This window comes from Chitinophaga fulva (assembly GCF_012927205.1).
Classification (GTDB): Bacteria; Bacteroidota; Bacteroidia; order Chitinophagales; family Chitinophagaceae; genus Chitinophaga; species Chitinophaga fulva.
The window spans coordinates 207,910-228,626 of record NZ_JABBGC010000003.1 but is presented as its reverse complement, the minus strand read 5'-3'; the positions used below and the strand labels follow the sequence as shown (position 1 = coordinate 228,626).

General features: G+C 49.1%; 28 protein-coding genes. 12 read left to right on the top strand and 16 right to left on the bottom strand.

Annotation, left to right across the window (positions count from 1 at the left end; translation table 11 throughout):
• The first annotated feature begins 34 nt into the window (after positions 1 to 34).
• Positions 35 to 874 (top strand): helix-turn-helix domain-containing protein, encoded by an 840-nt coding sequence (locus HHL17_RS24165; protein WP_169227423.1) that lies wholly within the window; start codon positions 35 to 37, stop codon positions 872 to 874.
• A gap of 37 nt (positions 875 to 911) precedes the next feature.
• Positions 912 to 1,325, top strand: a complete 414-nt coding sequence (locus HHL17_RS24160; RefSeq protein WP_169227422.1) for a VOC family protein — start codon at positions 912 to 914, stop codon at positions 1,323 to 1,325.
• Positions 1,326 to 1,385: 60 nt separating this feature from the next.
• Here HHL17_RS24160 and HHL17_RS24155 read toward each other — a convergent pair whose 3' ends face one another.
• The 4 genes from HHL17_RS24155 to HHL17_RS24140 form a co-directional block, all read right to left on the bottom strand.
• Complete coding sequence (locus HHL17_RS24155; protein ID WP_169227421.1) at positions 1,386 to 1,766, bottom strand: VOC family protein; 381 nt, start codon at positions 1,764 to 1,766, stop codon at positions 1,386 to 1,388.
• Between the two features lie 12 nt (positions 1,767 to 1,778).
• Positions 1,779 to 2,327, bottom strand: a complete 549-nt coding sequence (locus HHL17_RS24150) for a DUF4199 domain-containing protein (RefSeq protein ID WP_169227420.1) — start codon at positions 2,325 to 2,327, stop codon at positions 1,779 to 1,781.
• Positions 2,328 to 2,440: 113 nt separating this feature from the next.
• Positions 2,441 to 2,914: a response regulator transcription factor gene (locus tag HHL17_RS24145; RefSeq protein WP_169227419.1), complete on the bottom strand. Its 474-nt coding sequence runs from the start codon at positions 2,912 to 2,914 to the stop codon at positions 2,441 to 2,443.
• A gap of 54 nt (positions 2,915 to 2,968) precedes the next feature.
• Positions 2,969 to 3,214 carry a helix-hairpin-helix domain-containing protein gene (locus HHL17_RS24140; RefSeq protein WP_169227418.1) on the bottom strand — a complete coding sequence of 82 codons (246 nt, stop codon included), beginning with the start codon at positions 3,212 to 3,214 and terminating at the stop codon, positions 2,969 to 2,971.
• A 377-nt stretch (positions 3,215 to 3,591) separates the two neighbouring features.
• Between HHL17_RS24140 and HHL17_RS24135 the strand changes: the two genes are divergently transcribed.
• Complete coding sequence (locus HHL17_RS24135; RefSeq protein ID WP_169227417.1) at positions 3,592 to 4,476, top strand: protease complex subunit PrcB family protein; 885 nt, start codon at positions 3,592 to 3,594, stop codon at positions 4,474 to 4,476.
• Between the two features lie 44 nt (positions 4,477 to 4,520).
• Positions 4,521 to 5,111, top strand: a complete 591-nt coding sequence (locus HHL17_RS24130) for a hypothetical protein (RefSeq protein WP_169227416.1) — start codon at positions 4,521 to 4,523, stop codon at positions 5,109 to 5,111.
• An 8-nt stretch (positions 5,112 to 5,119) separates the two neighbouring features.
• Here the strand turns inward: HHL17_RS24130 and HHL17_RS24125 are convergent, their stop codons facing one another.
• Positions 5,120 to 5,938: an SDR family oxidoreductase gene (locus tag HHL17_RS24125; RefSeq protein WP_169227415.1), complete on the bottom strand. Its 819-nt coding sequence runs from the start codon at positions 5,936 to 5,938 to the stop codon at positions 5,120 to 5,122.
• 32 nt (positions 5,939 to 5,970) lie between these two features.
• On the bottom strand, positions 5,971 to 7,296 hold the full coding sequence (locus tag HHL17_RS24120; protein WP_169227414.1) for an amidohydrolase family protein: 1,326 nt from the start codon (positions 7,294 to 7,296) through the stop codon (positions 5,971 to 5,973).
• Between the two features lie 168 nt (positions 7,297 to 7,464).
• On the opposite strand from HHL17_RS24120, the gene HHL17_RS24115 reads away from it, so the two are divergent.
• Genes HHL17_RS24115 through HHL17_RS24100 form a run of 4 tightly spaced genes read left to right on the top strand, consistent with a single transcriptional unit; the run spans position 7,465 to position 10,843 of the window.
• Positions 7,465 to 8,373, top strand: a complete 909-nt coding sequence (locus tag HHL17_RS24115; RefSeq protein ID WP_169227413.1) for an ABC transporter ATP-binding protein — start codon at positions 7,465 to 7,467, stop codon at positions 8,371 to 8,373.
• 3 nt (positions 8,374 to 8,376) lie between these two features.
• Positions 8,377 to 9,138, top strand: coding sequence for an ABC transporter permease (locus tag HHL17_RS24110; protein ID WP_169227412.1), 762 nt, complete (start codon positions 8,377 to 8,379; stop codon positions 9,136 to 9,138).
• A complete protein-coding gene (locus HHL17_RS24105) occupies positions 9,138 to 10,160 on the top strand; it encodes a sensor histidine kinase (protein WP_169227411.1) in 1,023 nt (340 codons plus the stop codon). Before HHL17_RS24110 ends, HHL17_RS24105 begins: the two co-directional genes overlap by 1 nt.
• A complete protein-coding gene (locus tag HHL17_RS24100; protein WP_169227410.1) occupies positions 10,157 to 10,843 on the top strand; it encodes a LytR/AlgR family response regulator transcription factor in 687 nt (228 codons plus the stop codon). The genes HHL17_RS24105 and HHL17_RS24100 overlap by 4 nt, the downstream gene beginning before the upstream one ends.
• On the opposite strand, the gene HHL17_RS24095 is transcribed toward HHL17_RS24100, so the two are convergent.
• The 3 genes from HHL17_RS24095 to HHL17_RS24085 form a co-directional block, all read right to left on the bottom strand.
• A complete protein-coding gene (locus HHL17_RS24095; protein ID WP_169227409.1) occupies positions 10,830 to 11,363 on the bottom strand; it encodes a hypothetical protein in 534 nt (177 codons plus the stop codon). The genes HHL17_RS24100 and HHL17_RS24095 overlap by 14 nt on opposite strands.
• A gap of 58 nt (positions 11,364 to 11,421) precedes the next feature.
• Positions 11,422 to 11,961, bottom strand: a complete 540-nt coding sequence (locus tag HHL17_RS24090; RefSeq protein WP_169227408.1) for a hypothetical protein — start codon at positions 11,959 to 11,961, stop codon at positions 11,422 to 11,424.
• Positions 11,962 to 12,023: 62 nt separating this feature from the next.
• Complete coding sequence (locus HHL17_RS24085; protein ID WP_169227407.1) at positions 12,024 to 12,554, bottom strand: hypothetical protein; 531 nt, start codon at positions 12,552 to 12,554, stop codon at positions 12,024 to 12,026.
• A 50-nt stretch (positions 12,555 to 12,604) separates the two neighbouring features.
• Here HHL17_RS24085 and HHL17_RS24080 point away from each other — a divergent pair, with 50 nt between their 5' ends.
• On the top strand, positions 12,605 to 13,117 hold the full coding sequence (locus HHL17_RS24080; protein ID WP_169227406.1) for a 2'-5' RNA ligase family protein: 513 nt from the start codon (positions 12,605 to 12,607) through the stop codon (positions 13,115 to 13,117).
• On the opposite strand, the gene HHL17_RS24075 is transcribed toward HHL17_RS24080, so the two are convergent.
• The 4 genes from HHL17_RS24075 to HHL17_RS24060 all read right to left on the bottom strand — a co-directional run bounded on the left by HHL17_RS24075 (position 13,108) and on the right by HHL17_RS24060 (position 16,223).
• Positions 13,108 to 13,845 carry a protein phosphatase 2C domain-containing protein gene (locus HHL17_RS24075; protein ID WP_169227405.1) on the bottom strand — a complete coding sequence of 246 codons (738 nt, stop codon included), beginning with the start codon at positions 13,843 to 13,845 and terminating at the stop codon, positions 13,108 to 13,110. The genes HHL17_RS24080 and HHL17_RS24075 overlap by 10 nt on opposite strands.
• Before the next feature lie 135 nt (positions 13,846 to 13,980).
• Entirely contained in the window at positions 13,981 to 14,463 is a 483-nt protein-coding gene (locus HHL17_RS24070; protein ID WP_169227404.1) for a YMGG-like glycine zipper-containing protein, read from the bottom strand.
• 178 nt (positions 14,464 to 14,641) lie between these two features.
• On the bottom strand, positions 14,642 to 15,274 hold the full coding sequence (locus HHL17_RS24065) for a DUF2306 domain-containing protein (protein ID WP_169227403.1): 633 nt from the start codon (positions 15,272 to 15,274) through the stop codon (positions 14,642 to 14,644).
• A 73-nt stretch (positions 15,275 to 15,347) separates the two neighbouring features.
• Complete coding sequence (locus HHL17_RS24060; protein ID WP_169227402.1) at positions 15,348 to 16,223, bottom strand: AraC family transcriptional regulator; 876 nt, start codon at positions 16,221 to 16,223, stop codon at positions 15,348 to 15,350.
• Between the two features lie 89 nt (positions 16,224 to 16,312).
• Between HHL17_RS24060 and HHL17_RS24055 the strand changes: the two genes are divergently transcribed.
• Positions 16,313 to 17,722 (top strand): MFS transporter, encoded by a 1,410-nt coding sequence (locus HHL17_RS24055; RefSeq protein WP_169227401.1) that lies wholly within the window; start codon positions 16,313 to 16,315, stop codon positions 17,720 to 17,722.
• Positions 17,709 to 18,086 (top strand): hypothetical protein, encoded by a 378-nt coding sequence (locus HHL17_RS24050; protein WP_169227400.1) that lies wholly within the window; start codon positions 17,709 to 17,711, stop codon positions 18,084 to 18,086. Before HHL17_RS24055 ends, HHL17_RS24050 begins: the two co-directional genes overlap by 14 nt.
• On the opposite strand, the gene HHL17_RS24045 is transcribed toward HHL17_RS24050, so the two are convergent.
• The 3 genes from HHL17_RS24045 to HHL17_RS24035 all read right to left on the bottom strand — a co-directional run bounded on the left by HHL17_RS24045 (position 18,057) and on the right by HHL17_RS24035 (position 19,992).
• A complete protein-coding gene (locus tag HHL17_RS24045; RefSeq protein WP_169227399.1) occupies positions 18,057 to 18,482 on the bottom strand; it encodes a MarR family winged helix-turn-helix transcriptional regulator in 426 nt (141 codons plus the stop codon). The two genes, HHL17_RS24050 and HHL17_RS24045, sit on opposite strands and share 30 nt — an antisense overlap.
• A 1-nt stretch (position 18,483) precedes the next feature.
• A complete protein-coding gene (locus tag HHL17_RS24040; RefSeq protein WP_169227398.1) occupies positions 18,484 to 18,855 on the bottom strand; it encodes a VOC family protein in 372 nt (123 codons plus the stop codon).
• A 75-nt stretch (positions 18,856 to 18,930) separates the two neighbouring features.
• On the bottom strand, positions 18,931 to 19,992 hold the full coding sequence (locus HHL17_RS24035) for a winged helix DNA-binding domain-containing protein (RefSeq protein ID WP_169227397.1): 1,062 nt from the start codon (positions 19,990 to 19,992) through the stop codon (positions 18,931 to 18,933).
• Between the two features lie 178 nt (positions 19,993 to 20,170).
• Between HHL17_RS24035 and HHL17_RS24030 the strand changes: the two genes are divergently transcribed.
• Entirely contained in the window at positions 20,171 to 20,689 is a 519-nt protein-coding gene (locus tag HHL17_RS24030) for a GNAT family N-acetyltransferase (protein ID WP_169227396.1), read from the top strand.
• Positions 20,690 to 20,717 lie beyond the last annotated feature (28 nt).

Below are 20,717 nucleotides of genomic sequence, written 5' to 3'. Positions count from 1 at the left end.
TGTATTTGATTATTTTTGGAGAAACCTCCGGTGAATGATCTACAGGGAGTTTGCACCTCATCCGCAACTGGCGCCATATGTTGAATGTTACTGGAAAGCTGATGCCGACAGGCCCCCTTTCCGGGACGAGGAATCGCTGATTCCTGACGGCACGATCGAGCTGATGTTTAATTTCGGTGATAACTATGCCCGCATCAAAGACGGTTCCCGTCAGCCGGTAAAAGGCTCTCATATTATCGGTATCCGCCAGCACGCGCTGCGGATCTCTCAAACAGCCCATCAGCATGTGTTTTCCGTGCGCTTCCGGCTGGGAGGCACTTACCCGTTGTTCCGGATCCCCGCTCACCTGCTGGCCAATGATTTCTGGAGCCTCCCCGATGTACTGGGAAAAGACTACTCGCTGCTGGAAGAGCAGTTGTTTGAAGCTGCTACCGACGAACAACGCGTACAGCTCACCGATCAGTTTCTGCTAAGCCGCTTACAATTTGATAATATCCCCCATCATTTTCTGCAACAATGCACCGCCTGGATGCTGCAACAGGAGGATGTTTCCGTGGCTGATGCCTGCCGGGTTTTCGGTGTTTCGTATAAAGCAATGGAACGCCGCTTTAACCAGGTGGCCGGCCTTACCCCTACAGAACTATTGAAGATACGGCGGTTCAACAAGGCCATACTGGCCATGTACAGCTGTCGCTATGAATCCCTCACCGCTGTGGCGCACGGCTGCGGTTTCTACGATCAGTCCCATTTCATCCGCGAATTCAAACAGCTTTCCGGCACTCCCCCGCGTCATTTCCTGAAGGAGCAGTATACCATTGTACAGGTCATACAGCCGGCACTTGCAGCACGACTGTCTAAATCGTACAATTTATAATCGCCCGCATTTATCATCTTCGTAAAAAATATATGTCATGGAAGGAAAAAAGTATGAATTGATACCCTACCTCACGTTCGGAGGCAATTGTGAAGAAGCAATGAATTTTTATGCCAAAGCGCTGGGCGGCACTTTTAAAATATGGACCCGCTACGACAATCCCAACATGAATGCGCCGGAAGCCTATCGTGATAAAGTGCTCCACAGCAGGCTGCATTTTAATGATCTGGCTATTTACGCCAGTGATGTTTTCCCTGGTAAAGAAGCAAAAGGCAGCAGCGCAGATGTAGCGTTGTCGCTCACTTTCCCGGATGAGAAAACCGCACAGCAGGCGTTCGATGCCCTGTCTGCCGGTGGTGAGGTGGGTGTGCCTTTCGGTAAACAGTTCTGGGGCGATTGGCACGGCAACCTGACGGACAAATATGGCATCAAATGGATGGTGAATTGCTGATTCATTTTTCCGGATGTCCAAAATTCCAAAATCCAAAATCCCAGGGCTCATGCCCTGGGATTAAAAAATCTGCCCTAAAGCAATCAAATTCCCGCATTCATCCTCGAAAACCGCTTCTATGCCCCAGTCGGCCCTGGTGGGAGGTTTCCGGAACACCACGCCTTTGGCTGTCAGCCGTTCGTACTCAGCTGTAATATCATTAGTGCCCAGCATGATAGCGGGTATTCCTGCTGCGTATAGCCCTTCCTGATAGGCTTTGGCTACCGGATGTTGAGAGGGTTCCAGCAGCAGTGTGGTGCCTTCGGGCTCTTCAGGGGATACAACAACGGCCAGCAATGCTTCCGGCATATAGACTTTCTCTTTAAAGCCCAGTTTCTCTGTGTAAAAGCGAAAAGCTTCCAGGGGGTCGTTGACGTGGACTCCGGCCATGGCTATTTTCATATGGATATGGTTTTAATAGTGAGTGATCATGGTAGTGTCATCCTTCCCGTGTTTGCGTTTTAATATCAATGCGCTGATGAGCGCGATGACGATGCCGATAGGCAGTACTTCGGAATAGGTGATCAGTATAACAAACAGCGGGTTTTTATAGAGCTGTTTAAAATTCTCGGCCTCGGCCGTTTTTTTGGCCAGCGTTGCTGCGTCGGCGCCTGCTTCTCTGGCCTCTTTCAGCAAATGGGCGTTGTACTTGTCCATAAAATCGGGAACAAACAGGTAGTAGTCGAACAGCCATACCACTACATAGATAGTGGAGGCGATGAGTGCAATCAACAAGCCTATTTTAAAAGCCTTGCCGAAGGTGATAGCGCCGTTGTTGTATTTGTCGCGATAGTTTTTGATGCCCACGAAAACGAAAGAGAAAGCAACGAGCATGCCGGCATAGCCGAGCACCATATTTCCCTTATAGTCGGGATTGCCATAACACATCAAAACAGAAAACACCATCATCAGGCTAACGATGGCGCCGGAGATCAATCCGAAAACGAGCACATTTTTTTTCATCTGGTCAGGATTTAGTAGTGACTACAAAAATGCTTGTCCGGCATTTTTTTTCGTTCATACTTTAGGGTGATTTTATCGTTTTTACCTTTTTTCCTGCTTTCGGGTGATGATGACTAAGGTATGATACTCAGTCGCTTAGCTTTGTCTATGGCTTGTGTCCTTCTTTTTACGTCCAGTTTTTCGAATAAACGGGACGCGTGGGTTTTGACAGTGTTCAGCGAAACGAACAGGCGGCTGGCGATCTCCTGGTTGCTGAGTCCATCGGCCATCAGCTGTAGTACTTCCAGTTCGCGGCTGCTCAGGCCGAGGCGGTCGAGCTCCGTTGTATTTAAAGAGAAGGTGGCCGAGGGGGTGACAAGCACCGGTTTTTCCACGATGACAATCTCCACTTTGGGCCGGGCGAGTTTTAACGCCAGCCATATTCCCAGTGCTGTAAAAACGAGGGCGACCATGCCGACATAGATTTCCATGGCATGGTGAATGATCAGGAAACGCAGTTCCAGCCATTTCAGGAGAAAAAGCAACAGGGCCAGCGAGAGGCCATAAAGGATATTCTGCTTATTTCTGGTGATAGCTTGCCACTTCATGCGTAACAGTTTGCTGTCTGCATAAAGTTATCATATTTAGCGGAAAAGCGGTAGTCAATGTTGCTCCGGTGCCAGCGACCATCCCTTTGCTGCAAGGGCTGCTTTGATGGCGGCTATGGCGTTAGGCCCCATGCCATGTAGTTGTTTCAGGGATGATTCTGCGACACTACGCAGTTGTTGCAGGCTCGTGTAGCCGGCACCGTGTAATGCACGCAGCGCGGGTTGCGCCAGCTTGGGAAAGTCACCGGGTGGAAGAGGGGCTGATTTTTTAGCCATGGCATCATGCAGATGGTGAAACATGAAATTAAATAAGATGCTGTTACGGTCCACGGGGGAAGTCCGTCAATTAAGGGGCGTTACCGCGACAGTCATCCCAGGCCCATAAGCCAATCAGCAGGGCTGCGGCCATGCCAACTGCCAACCCTGAAATATTGATCAGCGTATATAATTTGTTCCTCCGGAGATTTCGCAAGGCAATCCAATAGTAACTTTTAAACATCTTTGTGCGTTGTACTGCTTTTGCCGGCCTCCAATGAGATGCCAGTATATTAAATTTTGACTATTAACATATTATTTATCACGAAATGATAAAAATTGTTCGTTTTCGATACATGAATGTTCAATTGCATACAAGATAAAATAAATTACATTTGACACCAGAAAAACTCAATTTTCCCATGAACAGACGTACTGTTATTGCATTGCCCCTGGTTTGCCTGACACTTCAAAGTCATCCCCTGGTAAGCCGGGCTGCAGATGTTCACCCCGCAACGGAAACTGTTACCGCAGCCATGAATATGGCTGATCAGGCCAAAGCGGCCAAAGTGATCACTTATGGCCAGGGCGTAGACCTGATCGTAAAAGCCCTGGGGCTTAACATTGATAACATCCGGTTTATCAAGGAACCTAAGGCTACAGACTACTGCGAGTTTGCCGATAACAAGGCTGCCTACGCTTCATCAGTGATCATTGCCGCCAACAATGGCATTACACTGGACCGCAAACAGCGTTTCAACACGCCCATGACGCGTGAGCAGTTTGCCCTCGCACTGGAAGAAGCCATCGAGCACACCGGTCCTTACCCGATGAACATGATGTGGATCAACATCGGAGATGCCGCTGCTTTTGTGAACAAAGACAAAGCTAATAATGCGGTACAGGCGCTGATTAAATTTGGCGTGGTAGCGCTGGAGAGAAATAATTTCCGCCCAAGAGCGAATGTTACGCCTGCAGAAGCCAATGCTATGGTGGCTAAAGCGGCTAAATTTGTAAAAGAACACAAAGAACGCGTGGAAGAACATCAACAACAGAGCGAGGTAACGGTAACGTCTACACCGGTAAATGCACAGGTGAACAGTGTGGTCCTGTCCAGAGGCAGCCAACCTAATTCCGGCTACCAGATCGCGATCACGGGTATTGACTTTGCCGAAGGCACTGCTACCGTACGTTACAAACTCACCAACCCGGAGCCAGGTAAAATGTACATGCAGATGATCACGGAGCCTAAAGCGGAAACATTCGTGGGCAGCGCTTATAAAGTAGTATTACAACAAGACAAATAGTTTGTACCGTGGGGATGGACCTGTACCATTTGAAGCCTTGTGCAATGTCTGCTGACCCACAGAAGATCAGCTTTGCATTGGAGGAAGAGTTGGCAGATGCACCAGTTGCATTTATGGAAAAGTACCAACATTTGCTGGTGCAGATGGCCGTCCCGGACGACTTTTTTTCTATCTGTATTTTTGCCGGTGAGCAACAGGTACGTGTTTTCGAGAAATTATTCGGTAAACATGAAGATTGCCGGTTGCTCACCGGTACTATGATTTCGCTGGCGCCGGTTATCTATCAGATAGAAACTGAAAAACAGCTGGCTGACGCGAAACAAACTATTATTGAAGGTAACGTGAACGATGGCACAGATACTTTCTCCTACCAGATGATCCAATACCGGACCGTTTACCCTGATCAGCAGTTACTATATTTTGAGCAACATGGCTATCAGCGTAAACAGATGAACTTCCGGTTTTATGAGGATTTTATCAACGATCATTTATACTTCTCCAAAGCGGATGTTTTACGCGCATTTGAATACTTAGAGCCGTGGAAAGAAGCAGGGAAAGAAACGGTCCGCAATTTCCAGGAGAACTTCATCGATAATTTTGAAGAAGGTGCCAGCGTTTTCTTCCCCGGCTGGTAATGCTTGTCTTACAAAAACAAGTCCGGTTGCAGCTTTCCGCCCGGTGTCACCGCGTAATGCGCCAAGTCAGTAATCCCTTCTGCTTTTAATACTGCTTCATCAATAAAGTTATTGCCTGTGCAGGAGGCCGCAGGTTTTCCCAGTACATAGAACGCTGCATCCGCCATGATGTCCGGCTTACGGCTTATTTTCATCAGGGCTTCGCCGCCCAGCAGGTTTTTAATGGCCGCTGTAGCAATGGTGGTAGCGGGCCATAATGAGTTGGCCGCAATGCCGTAACGTTTTAATTCCTCCGCCCATCCGAGGGTGAGCATGCTCATGTTGTATTTGCTGATGGTGTAAGCCACGTGTGGGCCCAGCCAGTTGGGTGACAGGTTCACCGGCGGTGACAGCGTAAGGATATGTGGGTTGTTGCCTTTTTTCAGGTAGGGGATACAATGTTGTGTTACCAGGAATGTGCCTCTTACGTTGATATCATACATAAGATCGAAACGTTTGGCTGGTGTTTGTTCGGTATTGGTCAATTGAATAGCCGAGGCGTTGTTGATGACCACATCGATGCCGCCAAATTTTTCAGCTGCCTGTTGCACGGCTTGTTGTATCTGTTCTTCCTCGCGGATATCCACTTTAACGGGCAGGGCTTTGCCGCCGGCTTTTTCCACGGCTTCCGCTACAGAAAAAATGGTGCCACCGAGGCGGGGATCTTCTTCCGTGCTTTTGGCGGCGATAACGATATTAGCGCCGGCGGCCGCGAGCTTCAGGGCAATGGCTTCACCGATGCCTCTGCTGGCGCCGGTGATAAAGATAGTGCGGTTTTGAAAGGTCATGTCAGGCTGCTTTTGTTGGGTGTAAGAAATGTTTATGGCCGGATAGTTTTACCGGCTTTATATACGGTCACAATGTGACGGGTGTTTTTGATGTTTTTTTCCGGACTGTCAGCCAGCACGAGCAGGTCGGCCACCTGTCCGCGTGCGACGGTGCCGGTATTAGGTAGCTTCAGCACTTTAGCGGCGTTGCGGGTACCTACGCTGATGGCTTCCAGCGGTGTCAGTCCTGCCTGTACCATCAGTTCCAGTTCCAGGTGTTCTGAGAAGCCCTGTGTACGTATCGGCGTAGCGCCGGAGTCGGTGCCCATGGCCACAAAGATGCCTGCGCGGTATATCCGGCGCAGGTTGCGCAACGCTGTTTCGAAGGCTGCCTTGTTTTTGGCAAAAGCGGGAGAGTGCTCCAGCTGTTGCTTATATTCGGAGGAAGTGATCATCTCGTATACGCCCGGCTCCAGTGAACGTTTGAAGAATTCGTCGTGTAGCCATTCGGGTTGGCGTGCGTAGATGTAGGCATATTCATCGAGTGACAAAGTGGGGACGTACACGATGCCTTTTGTCTTCATGGTCTGCAGCAGTTTGTCATCGATGTCGCGGTCACGGATGCTGTGGGCGAAAATATCTATGCCGGCATCTGCCAGCTGTTGGGCGTCTGCTGCGTAATACAGATGGGAGGCGACCCTGATGCTATGACGATGTGCTTCGTTGATCACCGCCTGGTATACGGCTGGTTCCATTTTCTTAAAACGGCCACTGAAATCGTCCAGCCACATTTTCACCACATCGGGATGTAGTTGTGCTACCTTGTCCATGGCCGGCGCTACATCGGCGGCTGTAGCGGGGCGGTTGACGAGGTCCATGCCGAACTCCAATGGCGGTGCTCCATTGGGCACACCGAAACCGTACCCGGCGGAATGCAGGCGCGCACCGGGCAACAGGCCAGTCATCGATGAATCACGCAACCCGCTTTCAAACAACATAGGTCTGTCGGTGCCCATGGCCAGCACATGCAGCACGCCATAGTCTGCATACTGTTGCAGTTGCCGCAATATATTTTCCCGGGTGTAGTTGACGGCATTGGTAGTAGTGCCTTTAAGTGTGCCCACATGTGTATGGACGCTGATCAGCGCCGGCATGACGGTTTTGCCGGTAAGATCTACCACGGTGGCGCCCGGCGCTTTCAGGCGGCTGCCGACAGCTGCAATGGTGTCTGCCTGTAGCAGGATATCGGTATGCAGTTGCGGCTGGTGGCCGGTGCCATCTATCACGGTGGCATTTTTCAGCAGTATGGTCTGCGCTGATGCCACTGTTCCTGATAACAAGGCGGCTGCTATCAGCAGCGCAGAAAAGTTTGTTGTCATCCTCATTCGTTTTATGGATCTATCTTAAATATACCCCAGACTGTATAAACTACCATGTAAAATTTTGCAGGACATTTTACCGGTTTTGCAGAGAAAGCACCCGGTATCACACAATACTGTTTGCAGACGCGGGCTGAGCGGCTATTTTTGACCAGCAATCATTTTTTTATGAACTACTGTATTGAAGTGGCCGGTCTGGCCTACCAGTTTAGCGACAATACCCCTGTGCTGAAGGATATACAACTAAGGGTGCCGCAAGGGGCTATCTATGGATTCCTGGGCCCTAACGGTGCCGGCAAAACGACCACGCTGCGGCTGATCACCGGCCTGTTGCGCATGCAGAAAGGCACTGTGCAGATACTGGGACGGTCTTTCCGGGAGCACCGGCTGGAAATCCTGCGGCAGACAGGCAGTCTGATCGAGAGTCCCGCTATCTATGAACACCTGAGCGCCGCGGAAAACCTGTTGGTGTTGCAGCGTATCTATCAATGCCCGAAGTCCAATATCATGGAGGTTTTGCAGACCGTAGGACTGGCGGCGGTGAGCAACAAAAAAGCCGGACAATTTTCACTGGGCATGAAACAGCGGCTGGCGCTGGCCATGGCGATGTTGCATCATCCGAAACTGTTGATACTGGACGAGCCCACCAACGGTCTGGACCCTAATGGTATCATCGAGATGCGGGACTTGTTGAAGAAGATCAACCGGGAGCAGGGCATCAGCATCCTGATCTCCAGCCACCTCTTGCCGGAAATAGAGCGACTGGCCACTCACCTTGGTATCATCAGTAAGGGACGCATGGTGTTTGAAGGCAGCCTGGAGCAGCTGTCCGGCCTGCGGCAACAGGTGAGAGGGTACCTGCTGGATACGACGGATAATGCCGCGGCGTTGGAACTTTTAGCTGCACAGGAAATTCCCGTCGTTACTGACACTGGCAGGATACAAGTGCCGGCATTACCGGTGGCGGCCATCGCGGAACTGAACAGCCAGCTGGTGCAGCAAGGCATTGGTGTGTATGGCATTCAGCCGGTAAAAAATGACCTCGAAACAATTTTCATGGACCTTATTCAAGCATAAATAATGTTGGCATACATCTTCAGTGTTCAGAGTGAATGGCTCAAAAGAAAGAACAGCGCTGCCGTCTGGCTCACCATTTTAGGAGGTACGTTTGTGCCACTGATCATCCTGGGCGTACGGTTTTATCATTTCGATCAGCTGGCCGCGCAAAACGCTTCAGCAGACCTATGGGAGCGGTTATACCGTCATGGCTGGCAATACATGGGTTTCTTACTATTGCCCATGGGTGGAATCCTGGTGACGAGCCTGATCACACAGCTGGAAACACGCAGTAATGCCTGGAAGTTATTGCATGTAACGCCGCAACGGTTTACCACTATTTTCCTGGCGAAGCTGACGGTTATCCTAGTACTGCTGTTGTTTTTCTTTCTGTTGTTTAACATCAATATTTACCTGACCGGCGTGGTGCCTGCATGGGTGGTACATGATGTACCTTACCCGGTGGCTCCTTTCCCCTGGATAAAATACCTGTCTGGCAGCGGACAGTTCTTGTTGGCCTGTTTGCCAATAGTAGCGTTACAATATTTGTTGGGATTGCTCTACAGGAATTTCATGTTGCCGCTGGGAATAGGACTGGGCCTGTATATTGCATCGGTTATGGCTCTCTCCTGGAAGTATGCCTACACTATTCCTTATATTTATTGTATGATGTTAGCCAATAACGGGGTAATACCGTCTGGTACTTACATCATGCCCGCCGGCTATTTTATGGTGTTTGCTGTGTTGGCTTACATCCTGTATATCAGAAAAAAAGAGAAAGGATAATGATAAAGAAGGTAATCGTTGTGCTGCTCCATCTTGGATATTGGATGATGTATATCTTCCTGATCACGCTTTTTTTGGTGATTATCGCCAAAGGAAATCTCCGCTCTGCCAACCTGCGTGCTTCGGCACCGATGGCTATTTTTTGTTTTGCGCCTGCTTTATTGGGTTTCTATAGCTTTTATAGTTTGCTGTTTAACCGTTACCTGCATCCCCAACGGATAGGCATGTTGTTGCTGGCCAGCATGGCTACTGTGCTTTGCTGTGGCGCCATTTCCCTACTGCTGATGTGGCCTTACAAGGGACTTGCCTCCGGTCTGCAATTGGTGGTCATGTGGCTGGTAACGGCCGGAATAGCGGCCATTCATGGTATTATCGCCTTCGTATTAAAGGGATTCATTAGCTGGTATAATGACATCAAAGTAAAAGAAGAGCTCAACAGAAAAAACTATGAGACATCCATGGCGTTGATCAAAGCGCAGATCAACCCACATTTTTTGTTTAACACGATCAATAACATTGATGTACTGATTTCAAAAGATGCAGAGAAAGCTTCCTTATACCTCAATAAACTATCTGGTATCATGCGGTTTATGTTGTATGAAACCAACGGGGAGATGATACCGCTGTCGCGGGAGATGACCTACATTGATCAGTATATTGAGTTGCAGCGCATCCGTTCCTCCAATGCGGGTTATGTCACCTATGAAGTGGACGGAACGCCCGATAACCGTATGATTGCACCGATGTTGTTTATCTCTTATATCGAAAATGCCTTTAAGCATGCAGAACATAAAAAGGCAGAAAACGCGATCCATATACGGTTGCAGATAGCAGCCAACCGGATGGTGTTTGTCTGCCGTAACCTGTACAGCATGGAAGCGCCGATGAAACAGGAACACAACGGGCTGGGCAACGAGCTGCTGCAAAAACGATTGCAACTGCTGTATCCCGGCCGGCATGAGCTGAGCATCACCCGGGAGCAGGGTGTTTACCAGGTAAACCTTATATTGCAGGACGCATGAAAATCAGTTGTATTATTGTAGAAGACGAGCCACTGGCCATGGAAAGGGCGAAGGAGTACGTGGGGAAGTTGCCCTACCTGCACCTGCTGGCTACTTTTGACGATGGGGCAGATGCCATGGTGTACCTGCGCCTGCATCCCGTACAGCTCATCCTGCTGGACATCAATATCCCTGGTATCTCCGGCATACAACTGCTGGAAGCAGCCAATACCCGCTGTGAAGTAGTGCTGATCACTGCCTATGAGGAGTACGCATTGAAAGGATATGAGTTGAATGTGACCGACTACCTGTTAAAGCCCTATACGTTCGATCGTTTTGTGCAGGCGATGGACAAGGTACAGTACAACCTGCAACGACAGGCGCCTGCTGCACCGGATTACATCTTCATAAAAACTTCCTGGCGGCTGGAGAAAGTATCACTCGATGATATTCTTTATATAGAAGGCCGTCGCGACTACCGTAAGGTATATACGCAACAGAAACAGATCATGACCCTGCAACCATTTGGCTGGTTTGAACAGGAGTTGCCACCACAACAAATCTGCCGGGTGCATAAATCCTATATGGTGGCTATTGCCAAAATAGACAGCATCGAGAAAGAAGGTATCCGCATTGCCGGTATTACCATTCCCGTGTCGGAGACCTACCGCAAACAGTTTTATGCATTGATTACGCGCGGCTGATTTTACGGCGGGCAAACCAGTAGGGAACCACGAACAACAATACAGCAGCGGCTATCCGGTACCATTTTGCGTCTGGTTCATAGTCGTGGGAATAATAATACGTATCTATTCCGGTTATATTGCGTATCCATTGCCATATTTCTATGGAATGCATGATGGCGCTGATACTGATTAATAACAGACAGGTAAACCAAATGGTGGTATTGCGTTTACGGGAGAATGCCAATACAGGAACTATCCCTAATAATAGCAGTACCATTATCGTAATCATTGCACTATAATCCCTTTGGACTGGCACTTCTCCGCCCATACCGGCGACTAATATCCTTAAAAAGTGCAGGAAAATTGACAGCCCCAGCATTATCAAACCCAATATGGCAAAGGCAATATTGGCATTATGGAGATAATGCGGCCGTATCTTCTTCAGGGCAGGTATGAAAACGGATGCGATCAGGAAAAGAAAGAGTGAAATGATGCAGCCCTCCAGCAGATAGATAGTGGTATTCCAGACAAATATCATAGTATCAAGGTTGTTCCCTAAAATAGGGGAAACGGCTGAAATCCTGCATCAGTCATCATTATGACTGAGATGTCCGGTTAACGCTCCGGCGCGTGAGCCAGTAGCAGAACAGGAAGAATACAAGGGCGAAGACCAGGCGGTACCATTTTATGATGGGTTCTTCATAACCATAATGGAAAAACCAGCCTCTCAATGCTAACAAGGCAATCCATTCTGCTACAGCATTAGCATGTGTGATGGCCCAGATACTGACTATTAACAGAAAGGTGAACCATATGTTGGTATTGTATTTACGGAAGAGCGCCAGGATGGGCACTATGCCCAGCACTAACAGCCCGCCTAGTATGAATCTTGCCCCGTAGTAGAGCGATCTGCGTATTTCATTACTATAGGTGTCAATGACAAAGTAACTATACATATAAATTGAAATTCCCAGTGGGACCAGGCCTATAATAGCAAATGCAGTATTGGCTATACGGAGATACGCAGGCCGTATGTTTTTCAGTGCAGGTATATATACGGATGCTATCAGAAAGAGCAGGAGGGAGATGACGCAGCCATCTATCAGATAGGTGAGGATGTCCCAGGTATTTTCCATGGTCTTGTTGGTTACTGTGTAAAGTACGAATAAAAAGGTGAAAAATCGTAGGTGGTGTACCGTTATAACTGTTGTTGTCCTGAAATATCGTCAGTTTTACGACGCGCGTAATAGTAGCAGGCCACAAAGAACAGCATAGTGACGACAAGCACCTCACCATAGGGAACTCTGGACAATCGCGCAGCGGCATCCACATCGCCGAAAACGTCTGCAGAAAACCAGGTTGAAAGGAATTCTATGATTCTTGTCAGTATTAAAAGTGCTAATAGTAAAATGGAAGTCACTCCATTAGGTGAGCGTCTGCCAAAAAGCATCACTTGGGATAGTATACAAGGGAATACCACTACCAGGAAAAGTATGGGAGGAGGGAACACAAAGAGGAAATTATTGACTTCGCCTGGTTGAGACAACACCCAAAAGATGACAAATGTTTTCAATAGTTGGGTGACGGCAGCAGCCTTATGGGCTGCGCCGAGATAAACAAGCCGGATGGCCTTCAATAGCCGCATATGTTCACTACATCCTAAAAAGAGGAGGGTGGATATGATATATCCGGTTATCAGATAGTTGAGAATGTTCCAGACGTATTCCACAATTTTAGGTATAAGGTTGTTACTTTGTAAAAGTAAAGACAAATGGATATATGTTCCAATTGCAATCCAAACCGGTAATCGTGACACTTGAAATAGACCCTTCCGATATGGCGAGGTTCAATACCCTGCGGGAGTTGTATTTCCCGGCCCACGCCAATTATCTGGAGGCGCATCTTACCTTGTTCTACCGGCTGCCCGGTATGGAGGCTGTTATCCCGGAAACATTACAGCAATTTAGCCGAAGAGCCCCCATAACGCTTCAGGTAAATGGTATTGTGAACTTTGGTACCGGGGTGGCCTATACGTTGCACGCACCGAAATTGGAGGTGCTGCACCGGGATTTACAGGCGGTATTCGAACCCTGGCTGGTACGGCAGGACCGGCAACCGCTTCGTCCGCATATTACCATACAAAACAAAGTGACGGCTTTTAAAGCAGCGCAGTTACATGCACAACTCACCACCACATTCACCCCTTTCGACATTACCGCTACCGGCTTTGGTACATGGGCATACCTGCGTGGCCCATGGAAAGCATTAGACAAATTTATGTTTCAGGAATAGATGGCCCTGATGACAGCGATATCATCGGAAGGCCTTAACCCATACTGATGTTCCAGGGCTTTCAGTTTGTGGTCCAGCATGTCTTCGTGTTCGTTGAAATGCAGGTCATGCAGGAGAAAATCCACTGGATCTGTTTCGGTATTAGCAGTAGCGTGGAATGGCTGGAATAGCGTGATGCCGTCTGTGGCAATGCTGACATCGCGGAGATGCTCCACGAATATTTTCTGATCGAGGGAATCGTACCAGCTGTCAAAGTTTTCATGAAGGTGAAAACCTAAGTAGTCGGGCTTATTGTCCTGGTCAAACACGGTAACGGTACCGTTTACACTGACTACCCCGTCGCCGATGGCGAGTATAAGGCCATTGTTTTGTTTTTTGTCCGCCAGAAACAGTATCAGCGTAGTGAGCAGGTCTTTTTGTTCCAGTAGTAGCTGGCCTTGCATTTGTTTCAACGAGTGCATCAGTTCAGATAACACAAGCTTCAGTTGTGCTTCCAGCGAGGGCGCTGGCAGATTAGGCTGATGTAATTCCTGGTATCCTTGTGTGATACATATCTTCCGGAGTAAACGGGCCACGAGCGTAGAAGCGAAGTAGCTGTCGCGTGCCATGGTGCATCCGTCCATGACGGCCATCAGTGTTCTGTTGGTGCCTGGATTTTCGATCAGGAAATAATCTTCGCAGTGGTTGAGGTGAAAATCACCGATTTGAAGGGTGGTGTATATCTTCATATAGGGAGGGTGCGAAGATATTCAATTTCCCTATTAATTGCCTGCCTCGCTGATTGTAGCCCAGGGCTTCAGCCCTGGGAACAAAAAAAACGCCTCCGAAGGGAGACGTTTTTATGATAAAATAAATGTCTTTAACTATTGACGTGCAGCTTTTTTCTTTTTGGAGTGATCAACGATCGCACCGGTACCTGCACCTACACCTGCACCAATGATCGCACCGATGGCGGCGCCTTTCACGTGGTCAGGGTTTACGATCGCGCCGGTGATGGCGCCTGCACCTGCACCTACTACTGCACCTTTAGCGGTATGGCTCCATCCTTTTTTCTTTTGAGGAGCAGGAGCGGGAGCTGGTGCCGCAGCGGGTGTATTGTCGGCTGCTACGGTGTTGGGCGCTGCGTAACTGTTACGTTCGGGCGATTCAATCCGCTGGCTTTTATGAGCAGAGTGGTGGATAGTGTTGATAGAGTCGATTACCTGTTGTTTCGCTACGTTGATGGCGTTGATGGAATCGATCGTTTCCTTTTTGGCCTTTTCAACTGCTGCTGCAGTATCTGTACTGTTGCTGTTACATGCGAAAAGTGTTACTACAGTGGCCAAGGCTAAAACTATCTGTTTCATGGTTCAAATTTTTTGAAAATTCTAGGTTTAACCAGCAGCCTGCGAAAATTATGCCATATGTCTAAAAAGTGTTATAAAAATTTAATTTTATGATGCCTATGGTTGTTTGATATTTAATATATGATTGGCCGTTAGTGATTTACAGAGATATTCCCAGGGGAGGTCAGGCTTATGGGTATTACGCTCCAGGGCGGCGGACGATCAACCAGGCCACGAAGATATTGGGCACCCAACAAAGCCATGCCACCACGCGATAGGCAATAATAAAATAATGCAGTTCGTATACCAGCAACGGAAGCCATAGCCGGAGGGTGACGGCAGCGAGGCAGGCAGCAAAACTGTAGGTCATCAGTTTTTCATGTCGTGCGGTATTGCCCTGGCGGATAGTCGTATAGGCCAGCAGGGTAGTCGTGAACCATACGATGGCAAGACAAATGAACCCGGTTTGCGCGATAGGGCCGCCGGTAGCGGTGAAGCCGATGCAGAAGCCTGCCAGGCTGCTGATCAGGGCAGTGATGACGTATACCTTGCCCAGTTGCCGGTGCCACTGTACGTTCCGCTCACGCAGCCTGCGGCTGAATTGTGGCCAGCCGGTCAATAGCGCTATTCCGCCGGGCACAATGTGGGCGTAAAAGCCGATTCGCCAGAGTGTATTGCTCAGTAATCCAGGTGGTTTGGAGCGCAGCAGCCCGAATTTTTCTCCCAAGATAAAATACAGGGAAGGGTATAGGCCAATGATCACAGCCAGCAGGGATAAGAGTATCCAGGCAGAGACCCGAAAATATTTTGCCGTGGAAGAAGGGGAAGTCATGAGTAAGGGATTTGACTGCTATAAGTTGCAAATAAAATCCGGGATTAACAACGTCGATTTTGACCACGACAGGTTAATGCAGGATTTCCTGTTTCCGGTTCATTTTCCGGTACATGCCCGGCGTAGTGCCGCGGTATTTTTTGAACAGGCGGGAGAGGTAGCTTTCGTCTGTGAACCCCAGTTCCTGCGCTATTTCCCGTACCCGCATGTTGCTGTAGGAAAGGCGGATGTCCACCAGTTTTAGTTTGTAGCCGATGATATAATCCTGTACGCTTTCGCCGGTATGTTTTTTAAAGTATTCGCCGAGGTAATGCACGGACATGTTGAAATGTGCCGCCAGCGCGGACATGCGCAGCATTTCCGGTTGATAGACATGTTCCTGGAGATAACTGATCATGCGCAGCACGGAGAACGGGCCGTTGTTTTCCTGTACATCAGGGGATTCCGACATCAGGAGGTTGCGGGCGATGAGATTGAGCAGGATGGAGATGGACTGGCGGATGATCAGCTGGTAGCCTTTGCCGTGCTGTTGGTGTTCGCGGGCGATGCTGCCGAGGAGTGCCTGGGCCATGCTTTCGTCTGCCGCGTCGCGGAAGATGCAGCCGGCTTTGGTGTGGAAGTTATTAAAGATGTAGTCAGTCTTCTTCATCCAGTCGCACAGTTCCAGCCGTTCAGCATCATCTTTTAATTGTGTGATAAAAAGCTGGGTGAAGCGAATAATAGTAAAAGCGGTGTGCCCTGTGATATCGCAGTGATAACGATCTTCGGGGGTTACGAGGAATAGTTTGCCCGGGTGGTATTCATACCGGTTGCCATTGATGTGATAATGCCCGTTCCCTTCGCGGATATATACCAGCTGAAAGGTGGGTTGGGGGAGCCGTGTGTTTTCCCAGGTGTCTTTGTCTTCCAGCACAATATCGTATGGCTCGTGTAGCAGTTTGTTGAACATGTAGCAAAAGTACTGGCAAAACCTGTTAAAGTGCAATTTTTTATTGTACAAATAGGATTTCCTTTGCAACCATAAAAGCAAGGAATTTTATGGAAGCAATGGAGAGCCGCCGCTGGTGGGCATTGGGGGTGCTATGTATGGGCGCGTTTTTGTCGCCATTGGATTTTTTTATTGTCAATGTGGCCTTACCGGCTATCAAAAGCAGCCTGAACGCTTCAGAGGGGGCTTTGCAGCTGGTGATTGCTGGTTATGGTGCGGCTTATGCCGTGTTGGTGGTAACAGGCGGGCGGCTGGGGGATATCTATGGCCGTAAGCGTATTTTCCTGTTAGGGATGGCGATGTTTACGCTGACATCGGGTATTTGTGCCATGGCAGCGGATATCAGCGTGCTCATTGCCGCGCGTATCGTGCAGGGGCTATCGGCAGCGCTGCTGGCGCCACAAGTGTTGTCTACCATCCGGTTGATTTTTCCGGCAAAGGAACAGCCGCTGGCGATGGGGATTTTCGGGTCTGTGTTTGGATTGGCTGCCATTGGCGGACAACTGCTGGGTGGTATCCTGATTGAAGCGGGTATTTTTGGCTGGACATGGCAGAGTGTATTTATGATTAATATACCCGTGGGCGTGATCACGAGTATTGCAGGGATGTATATACTGAAGGAGAACCGCCCGCCGGTGCGGCAGCGGTTAGATATTCCGGGAATGTTGCTGATCACGCTGGCGCTGGGATTGTTTATCTATCCCGTGATCATGGGAAGGGAAGCGCACTGGCCTGTATGGATCTTCGGTTGTTTGTTGGCCTCCGTGGCAGCGGGTGTGTGTTTTGTGTATACGGAGCGCTATACGCTGCAACAGGGACGGGCGCCATTGATACACCTGCCTTTGTTCCGGGACCGGCATTTTGTGAATGGCCTGGCGATCATCTACCTGTATAATCATACCGCGGCATTTTTTCTGGTGTATCCATATTATCTGCAACATGAGTTGCACCATGATGTGCTGTCAGCGGGATTAGCCGTACTGCCTTATGCGGCTGGTTTTTTCACCGGACCGTTGATCAGTCCTTTACTGGCCAAACGGATGGGCGTGTATATTGTCAGCCTGGGCCAGGGCTTGCTGGCACTGGGTTTTGTGCTGGTAGTGGCTGGTTTGTGGCATTCGCCGGAGCCTGACGGTATTGTACAGGCAGGATTGTTTTTCGCTGGTATTGGTCATGGTATGGTGATGCCCTCCATGATGCGCATCATCCTGGCGGAGATAGGAATATCTGTAGCCGGACAGGCTGCGGGCATTGTGAGTACGGCCATCCAGGTAGGAGGTGTAATGGGGGTGGCGCTATTAGGTACGCTGTTCTTTGCCTTGCTGGATGCTTATCCGGCACCGGTAGCGGTGGGCATCACATTGGGTGTCCTGGCAGCGTTGCAGGTGGCAGGCCTTGTGTTGGTCATCGCGCTAAAGTCATCTTCAAAAAATCAAAAAATCATATATGGACAATCTTAGTAAAGCAAAGGAAGAAGTAATCCGGTTTTGTGAACAGATAGAGGGCTGGTTCCAGGGTAATGAACGTGTATCCGCTACCGGTATACTGGCCAATTTCAGCCCCGATTTCAGAATGGTTTCGCCGGATGGAAGCCGGCGAAACCTGGCAGACTTGAAAGCCTGGCTACCAGAAGTATTTGGCAGGTTCCCCCAAAAACAGGTAACGCTGAAGGATATACAGGGATATGCCACAGACTACCATGTACTATTGACCTATACAGAAATCCAGGACCATGGGGAAGGGGAGTATGTCCGGCACTCCAGTGCGGTGTTCGTTCGTGATGGGGACCGTATGTTATGGCTGGACCTGTGGGAACGCTCTTAAATTCTGAATGACTTTGTCCAGGAAAAGAATGGTGTGGGCGTAGTCTTCAGGATCAGTGCCTTCCAGCATCTTTTCCCGGACATGCTTTTGCCGTTCTTCTATTTCAGCGAAAACATCTGCGCCGGAGGCGGTAAAACGGCAGGTATCATTGTGTACCGAGATCCAGTCCCTGGTTTGCAGGGTAGCAATGATGGCCTGGAATGTCTCCGGTGTGATGAACCGGGCTACCTGTGGGTAATAGTCTTTCGTATATATTTCACCGTTATCAGCAATGTTTTTCAGCAGTTGCCAGTGAAATCGTGTCAGGCCAAAACATTCGAAAGCATTGCCGAAGGCGGAGGTGATCAGGCTGTCTGCTTCTTTCAGATACCAGCCGATGGGTTTGTGGTGTTCCATGTTAGTCTTTGCTAGCGGTGGTTATTTCAATCATGATGTCGTCATACCGGAAGTAGAAACCAAAAGTTTTCCTGATCCGGCGTGGGGATTCTGTAAGCGGAATGCCGCCGTCATGCAGCTGTTGCCAGGTGTTATGTACAGCTGTCTGGTCCGGCAGATAGAACCCGATATGAAAAGAATCGGGGTAAGTGTGCTGGCCGCTTTCATTGAACCGGTTGTGCATGAGCACCAGTATGAAACCATCGGGGCCGTTCAATACAGCGAGGGCATCGTTGGAGGGCATATCGGCAGGTTCGAATCCAAGGTATGTCTGAAAGAAGTGGCTGGCATCGGCCACATCGTTAACGGTCAGGTTTAGGTGGTTGAGTGTCATTGTATTAGAATTTTAAAAAGAATGATCGTTCGTTTTCTAGGTGCAAATATAAAAGAATGATCATTCTTTTTAAAATTATTTTATCGTGACGGGGAGCCCATTGAAGGCACTGTACTGCTGGATTGCTTTTTTCAGGGCGGGCTGGTGTGTTTTTTTCAGTGGTTTGATTGGTTGGAGTTCCAGGGAGATATCTTTTTTATTGACCGTACGTTTCCAGGTGCCGGTGATTTGTCCGTCGGCCACAATGACCGGACCGAGGCTGGCCATAGGAGCGAGGTTGCCGTTGATATGCAGTTGCTGGATATCTCTTTTCTTGTAGGCAACGGTAAATTCATCGTAGGCAGGCAACAGGAACACGGTCGGTTTCTCTTTCGTTGATTTCATGGGTGGCGTCCAGTAGGTTTTGCCATCCGCTTCCACGGCAACAAGTTGGTCTTTTACCGCTTCCAGTCCGCTTTTAGCTTCAGTGACCGTCAATCCTGACCACCACGCGAAGTCCTGCAAAGTAGCGGGCCCGTGGCTGTGGAAATACCGCTGCGCCAGGTTGGCTATAGACTCCGCTTTGGAGAGCGGTGCCGCTGCGGGCACATGTTCTTCCAGCAATACGTAGGAGAATTGTTTGCCATGCCGGGGGCCGCTGCAGATCAGTCCATCCAGCTCGGCATGCCCCAGCAGGGAGCCTAACCGGTATTCATCGGTCACAATGCCGGCCTGCTGTAATGCAGGGCCTATCTGCAGCCGCGTTAGCTGTTGCCGGTTGCGGAGCAGTTTCTCCAGTATCTTCTGACTTTTGGTGATGACGGCCTTCGTGATACCCCAACGGGTATCATTATACGAACACAGTGCCTTGACCCGCGGAGCGGACAGTTTCAGCATCCAGCGCAGGTCTGCGGGCGCCACAAAATGCCAGGTAGGGCGTAGCACATGCGTGCGGATGATTTCCCAGTTGCCCATGGCTTCGTCAAGCATGGTGTCAGTAGCGGTGGTGAGCCGTTGACCGATAGCCCATTTAGCGGCTGCATAATCCTGTGCCTGCACGGCGCCCATCCAGGCTACCAGTTCACCGGGGCGGCTATGCTGCGGTGTGATCAGGCATTGTTGCTGTAATCTCAGTAAGGTGATATCAAAAGCGTTCATCGTCATTAAGTTAGTAGTTCTGTTACTGATTACAAAGAAATAACCTGCCTGTGACAACTATATGTCAGTAGCCCTTTGATTTATTTTATGAAATATTGGACTATGTGTTTTGTGTAAACCGGGCTATCGATGTAGGCCAATGGGGCAGTATATTTGTTGTATTTAACAAGATACAAACATGGACCAGATCAGGATAGACCAGGCAACCGCTGATGACATGAATGTCATTCAGCTTATCGGGAGAACTACTTTTTTCGAAACATTTGCCCCATATAATACCGAGGCGAACATGCAAAAATACCTGGAAGAAAGTTTTAGCGAAACCAGAATTCGTGAAGAGCTGAGTAGTCAGGAATCACTTTTTTTTCTCGCCTTTGAAAACGAAACACCTGTCGGTTACCTGAAGCTGAATACCGGCACTGCACAAACAGAAGCCCAGGATGGAACGGCGATCGAGATAGAACGCATCTATGTGCAGCGCGATTATCACGGTAAAAAAGTCGGTCAGCTGCTGTATGAAAAAGCATTGGAAACAGCCCGTTTGCTTAAGAAATCCTATCTGTGGCTGGGCGTTTGGGAAAACAATCCGAGGGCGATACGGTTTTATGAAAAGAACGGGTTCGCCGCTTTTGACAAACATATTTTCAAAATGGGAGAGGATGAACAAACAGATATCATGATGAAAAAAGTACTATGAGGCAATACGATGCTATCGTGGTGGGCGC

What these genes read in the sequence shown, in the direction of transcription:
- HHL17_RS24095 (WP_169227409.1), bottom strand. Translation starts at nt 11,363, where the DNA reads ATGATATTTGTCTGGAATACCACTATCTATCTGCTGGAGGGCTGCATC.
- HHL17_RS24050 (WP_169227400.1), top strand. Translation starts at nt 17,709, where the DNA reads ATGGACAATCTTAGTAAAGCAAAGGAAGAAGTAATCCGGTTTTGTGAA.
- HHL17_RS24135 (WP_169227417.1), top strand. Translation starts at nt 3,592, where the DNA reads ATGAACAGACGTACTGTTATTGCATTGCCCCTGGTTTGCCTGACACTT.
- HHL17_RS24070 (WP_169227404.1), bottom strand. Translation starts at nt 14,463, where the DNA reads ATGAAACAGATAGTTTTAGCCTTGGCCACTGTAGTAACACTTTTCGCA.
- HHL17_RS24110 (WP_169227412.1), top strand. Translation starts at nt 8,377, where the DNA reads ATGTTGGCATACATCTTCAGTGTTCAGAGTGAATGGCTCAAAAGAAAG.
- HHL17_RS24160 (WP_169227422.1), top strand. Translation starts at nt 912, where the DNA reads ATGGAAGGAAAAAAGTATGAATTGATACCCTACCTCACGTTCGGAGGC.
- HHL17_RS24060 (WP_169227402.1), bottom strand. Translation starts at nt 16,223, where the DNA reads ATGTTCAACAAACTGCTACACGAGCCATACGATATTGTGCTGGAAGAC.
- HHL17_RS24075 (WP_169227405.1), bottom strand. Translation starts at nt 13,845, where the DNA reads ATGAAGATATACACCACCCTTCAAATCGGTGATTTTCACCTCAACCAC.
- HHL17_RS24065 (WP_169227403.1), bottom strand. Translation starts at nt 15,274, where the DNA reads ATGACTTCCCCTTCTTCCACGGCAAAATATTTTCGGGTCTCTGCCTGG.
- HHL17_RS24040 (WP_169227398.1), bottom strand. Translation starts at nt 18,855, where the DNA reads ATGACACTCAACCACCTAAACCTGACCGTTAACGATGTGGCCGATGCC.
- HHL17_RS24105 (WP_169227411.1), top strand. Translation starts at nt 9,138, where the DNA reads ATGATAAAGAAGGTAATCGTTGTGCTGCTCCATCTTGGATATTGGATG.
- HHL17_RS24030 (WP_169227396.1), top strand. Translation starts at nt 20,171, where the DNA reads ATGGACCAGATCAGGATAGACCAGGCAACCGCTGATGACATGAATGTC.
- HHL17_RS24045 (WP_169227399.1), bottom strand. Translation starts at nt 18,482, where the DNA reads ATGGAACACCACAAACCCATCGGCTGGTATCTGAAAGAAGCAGACAGC.
- HHL17_RS24155 (WP_169227421.1), bottom strand. Translation starts at nt 1,766, where the DNA reads ATGAAAATAGCCATGGCCGGAGTCCACGTCAACGACCCCCTGGAAGCT.
- HHL17_RS24120 (WP_169227414.1), bottom strand. Translation starts at nt 7,296, where the DNA reads ATGACAACAAACTTTTCTGCGCTGCTGATAGCAGCCGCCTTGTTATCA.
- HHL17_RS24165 (WP_169227423.1), top strand. Translation starts at nt 35, where the DNA reads ATGATCTACAGGGAGTTTGCACCTCATCCGCAACTGGCGCCATATGTT.
- HHL17_RS24140 (WP_169227418.1), bottom strand. Translation starts at nt 3,214, where the DNA reads ATGTTTCACCATCTGCATGATGCCATGGCTAAAAAATCAGCCCCTCTT.
- HHL17_RS24125 (WP_169227415.1), bottom strand. Translation starts at nt 5,938, where the DNA reads ATGACCTTTCAAAACCGCACTATCTTTATCACCGGCGCCAGCAGAGGC.
- HHL17_RS24130 (WP_169227416.1), top strand. Translation starts at nt 4,521, where the DNA reads ATGTCTGCTGACCCACAGAAGATCAGCTTTGCATTGGAGGAAGAGTTG.
- HHL17_RS24080 (WP_169227406.1), top strand. Translation starts at nt 12,605, where the DNA reads ATGTTCCAATTGCAATCCAAACCGGTAATCGTGACACTTGAAATAGAC.
- HHL17_RS24115 (WP_169227413.1), top strand. Translation starts at nt 7,465, where the DNA reads ATGAACTACTGTATTGAAGTGGCCGGTCTGGCCTACCAGTTTAGCGAC.
- HHL17_RS24055 (WP_169227401.1), top strand. Translation starts at nt 16,313, where the DNA reads ATGGAAGCAATGGAGAGCCGCCGCTGGTGGGCATTGGGGGTGCTATGT.
- HHL17_RS24035 (WP_169227397.1), bottom strand. Translation starts at nt 19,992, where the DNA reads ATGAACGCTTTTGATATCACCTTACTGAGATTACAGCAACAATGCCTG.
- HHL17_RS24150 (WP_169227420.1), bottom strand. Translation starts at nt 2,327, where the DNA reads ATGAAAAAAAATGTGCTCGTTTTCGGATTGATCTCCGGCGCCATCGTT.
- HHL17_RS24090 (WP_169227408.1), bottom strand. Translation starts at nt 11,961, where the DNA reads ATGGAAAATACCTGGGACATCCTCACCTATCTGATAGATGGCTGCGTC.
- HHL17_RS24100 (WP_169227410.1), top strand. Translation starts at nt 10,157, where the DNA reads ATGAAAATCAGTTGTATTATTGTAGAAGACGAGCCACTGGCCATGGAA.
- HHL17_RS24145 (WP_169227419.1), bottom strand. Translation starts at nt 2,914, where the DNA reads ATGAAGTGGCAAGCTATCACCAGAAATAAGCAGAATATCCTTTATGGC.